The organism is Vibrio sp. NC2, assembly GCF_025195005.1.
GTDB classification, from domain to species: Bacteria; Pseudomonadota; Gammaproteobacteria; order Enterobacterales; family Vibrionaceae; genus Vibrio; species Vibrio splendidus.
The window spans coordinates 1-3,574 of sequence record NZ_JANVFC010000040.1 but is presented as its reverse complement, the minus strand read 5'-3'; the positions used below and the strand labels follow the sequence as shown (position 1 = coordinate 3,574).

At 43.3% G+C, this 3,574-nt stretch carries 2 protein-coding genes and 1 tRNA gene; 1 reads left to right on the top strand and 2 read right to left on the bottom strand.

All coding sequences use genetic code 11. The features are described from left to right. Positions 1 to 425: 425 nt before the first annotated feature. Positions 426 to 1,214 (top strand): lipase family protein, encoded by a 789-nt coding sequence (locus NX845_RS23285; protein ID WP_065682478.1) that lies wholly within the window; start codon positions 426 to 428, stop codon positions 1,212 to 1,214. Positions 1,215 to 1,311: 97 nt separating this feature from the next. Here NX845_RS23285 and NX845_RS23280 read toward each other — a convergent pair whose 3' ends face one another. After that, positions 1,312 to 3,177 carry a methyl-accepting chemotaxis protein gene (locus NX845_RS23280; RefSeq protein WP_065682477.1) on the bottom strand — a complete coding sequence of 622 codons (1,866 nt, stop codon included), beginning with the start codon at positions 3,175 to 3,177 and terminating at the stop codon, positions 1,312 to 1,314. 321 nt (positions 3,178 to 3,498) lie between these two features. Further along, positions 3,499 to 3,572: transfer RNA gene (locus tag NX845_RS23275), tRNA-Cys, on the bottom strand. Positions 3,573 to 3,574: the final 2 nt, after the last annotated feature.

Sequence of the window (3,574 nt, the reverse complement as noted above, 5' to 3'; positions counted from 1 at the left end):
GCCGGACTTGAACCGGCACAGCGCGAACGCCGAGGGATTTTAAATCCCTTGTGTCTACCAATTCCACCACCAGGGCAACGCAATCATGCGATGCTGATTACCGAAGAGTAAAACACCATCTCTCTGCGACCTAAGCCGTGAGAACGAGGTGTACTTTAACGGATAGAAAAAATTCGTCAACAGTAAATTTTATCTTTCAATTCAAGTGATTAATTATCGAACTCAAACGAATGAATTTAGTGCAGCTTGTACGGTTCTTATTCGTAGACTTTGAGTTTGAGTTGGAATTCAAAGGCCGAATTCCCATTTTCAGACTCACAAAATACTGTCAATTCCATTGAATTAAAGAAACACGCCTTCGTTTTCATGTGCTTTTCACATTCAAAGGCTAGAGTTTTAAGTAACGACTATTACGAAATGACAACGTGAAGCCACTAAAACGATACCAATATGAACGCTACGCTGTGCTCTGCAACCTCGCCTACCCTAGAGTTTTTAAACAAACTCGTTACGGTTTTGACCCTAATGGACAGCGCATCATAAAGAATCAGTTTGGCAAAACCATGATTCGAGTCTTATGGAGCAGCGACAAAGATGAAGTCGTCGTGGTTATCAAGGGGTCACACAGCGTTTCTGACTGGCTACTCACTTTTGCTCTATGGACAAGAAGCTGTAAAAAGATTGGGCTGAACTATCGTGTACATGCCGGGTTCTACCATCTGATGTTTCAAGAAAGCCAACCAAGCCGTAATGAAGATAAACTGGGACAAACTGTCATTGAACGCTTGGAAACCACTTTAATTCCTCTATTGGAACAAGGCAAAAGAATATCGATTACTGGCCATTCTTCTGGTGGCTCTATTGGTTGTGTATTCGCTGATTACTTGGACCAAAAACACCCAGGTTGTATTAAACGAATCGTCACGTTTGGACAGCCCGCGGTCGGTGATTGGAGTTTCAAAAAGAACTACCGTTTGAGCAAGAAAACCTACCGTATCTGTTGCGACATCGATATTGTCACCTTCATGCCGCCCGTACCGCTGTTGTATTGGCATGTAGGCAAAGTACTTTGGCTCTATAACGGCAGGATTTACGAAAACACACCGACGTTAATACGCCTCGGGCGATCAATATTCAGTTGGTTAATCCGGCCTTTCTCTTATCACCTAATGAGTAAGTATATTCGTAACAAAGACTTCTTTGACAAACATTGATCATGCTCTATAAATAAAAAAGAGCACACGCTTTTACAGCCAGTGCTCTTTCTAGTTTCAAATTGATCTTTGTGCTTAAGCTAATATTAGCCTGAACTTAAAGCTTGAATCGTGACAGCTCTTGTTTCAAGTCACTCGCTAAATGACTTAGCTGATCGGCTTGTGAAACCGCATCGGTCGCATCAACTGCCATCACATCACTCACTTCACGAACAGATTCGGTATTCGCATTGATTTCAGCGGTAACCAGTGACTGCTCTTCAGCAGCAGAAGCTATCTGAGTTGCCATATCGCTGATCATCTGAATTGCCTCACGGATTTGAGCTAAGCTCTCTCCGGCCATATCCACGTCATGTACGCTTGTTTTCGCCATATCGTGGCTTTGTGTCATCACTTTAACGGCACCACTAGTCGCTTGTTGTAAGCGCTTGATCTTGTCTTCGATCTCTTCTGTTGAAGCATGAGTTCGTTGAGAAAGCACTCGAACCTCATCGGCAACCACTGCAAAGCCTCGACCTTGTTCGCCTGCCCTTGCTGCTTCAATTGCCGCATTGAGCGCAAGTAAATTAGTTTGCTCCGCTATTTCGCGAATCGTCGCCAAGATAGACGCGATTTGCTGGCCATGCTCTTCAAGCTCACTGATAATAGACACAGCGCTTGTTAGCTCTGTTGCAAGCTCATTGATCGATGATTGGCTTTTAGCCATCTGTTGGAAGCCTTGTTCGCTCAACTCAACAGAGTGAGTCGCACTTTTGGCCGTACTATCAGCATTCGTGGCGATTTCGGCTGTTGCTGTCGCCATCTCTGTTACAGCTGTTGCAACCATCGTGATCTCATCTTGTTGCCTGCTTACGCTATCACTGCGTTTTAATGCGCTGCTGTTGGCGTGTTCAGCTCCGTTATTCATTGCCGTCGAAACATCAGTCACGTTTTTCATCATTGCATGGAGTCTATCTACGAACACATTGAACTTGTCGGCAAGTTGCCCTACTTCATCTTTACTCGACACTTGAAGGCGCTGTGTTAAATCACCTTCCCCTTCCGCAATATCAGCTAATGCTGCACTCACTCGACCCAGCTCAACTAATTGACGAGCCACAAACCATGAGGTTGCTGCAGCCATAACGATCAATACAATCAAACCTGTGGTGATTTGGCTAATCAACATATCGAACAGGGGCTGCTCTAGTACGTCTTTATCCATTTCAATCACAAGTAGCCAGTCGGTGCCTTTAATAGGCTCAGCCATGATCACGCGCTCATCACCACCAACTTGTGTAAAAATTGTCGTTAAGTTTTGTGCAGCACTGTTTAATCCAGAAACACTTAATTCAGGTGCTATCTCTTTGACTTGCTTAAGGATGAAATCTTTATTCTTATGAGCAACAACCGTGCCTTGCTTATCAATTAGGATCGCTCGTCCATTACCTGGAACCTGAATAGCCAACACATCTTCAATTAGCTTGTCTAAGGCAAGGTTAGATGCGACAACACCTATGATCGTGCCATTCTCGGTCACAGGGTCTGTCAGTGTAACCACTAAGGTTTGCATGGTTACACTCACATACGGCTTGGTTGTTACGGCACGGTTCTCAGCTAAGGTTTGTTTATACCAACCTCGAACTCTTGGGTCATACCCCGCTTTATTCAATGAAGGATCATGGCGGAACATCTCACCTTCTTTGTTACCGTAATAACTCAATCCAAACCCACCAGATACCAAGGTTTGACGTAAATGAGGAACGATATCTATTGAAGGGTTAAGCTGTACTTGTTGTTTAAGCCCATGTACTGCTTGTTTCTTATCGTAAAACCAGTCACTGATGCCCTTTGCATGGGCTTGAAGTGTATTACGACTTTCACTTTCTATAGCTTGCCAGCTGTTTGTTTGAAAAGTCTTATAACCCATGAAAAGAAGAATGGCAGATGTAACAGCAATCGCCAAAACTACAGAGAAAACCATTTTCCTCTTTAGACTAAATTGCATATTTAATAACCTCTTATAGAACAATTAAAGAAATATAAAAGAGGGACACTATCACTCATACACATGTTTTAATTTGGGTTATCCCATAAAACAATGAAACAAATTGAGCATTATCGTTAATTGTGACTTTGATTTATTTACCTGTCTATCAACAAAGGTTCAACTTAGGATCTCATCAAAATAGAGTGGGTCTATGAAAGGTAAAGGGGAGAAATGAAGAGGCAAGGATGAAGAAACAAGAAACAAAGAAGCCAGAAACGAAAAAACCAGCCACAAGGACTGGTTTGTTCTAAATTATGGAGGCGCCTCCCGGAGTCGAACCGAGGTCCACGGATTTGCAATCCGCTGCATAGCCACTCTGCCAAGGCGCCTT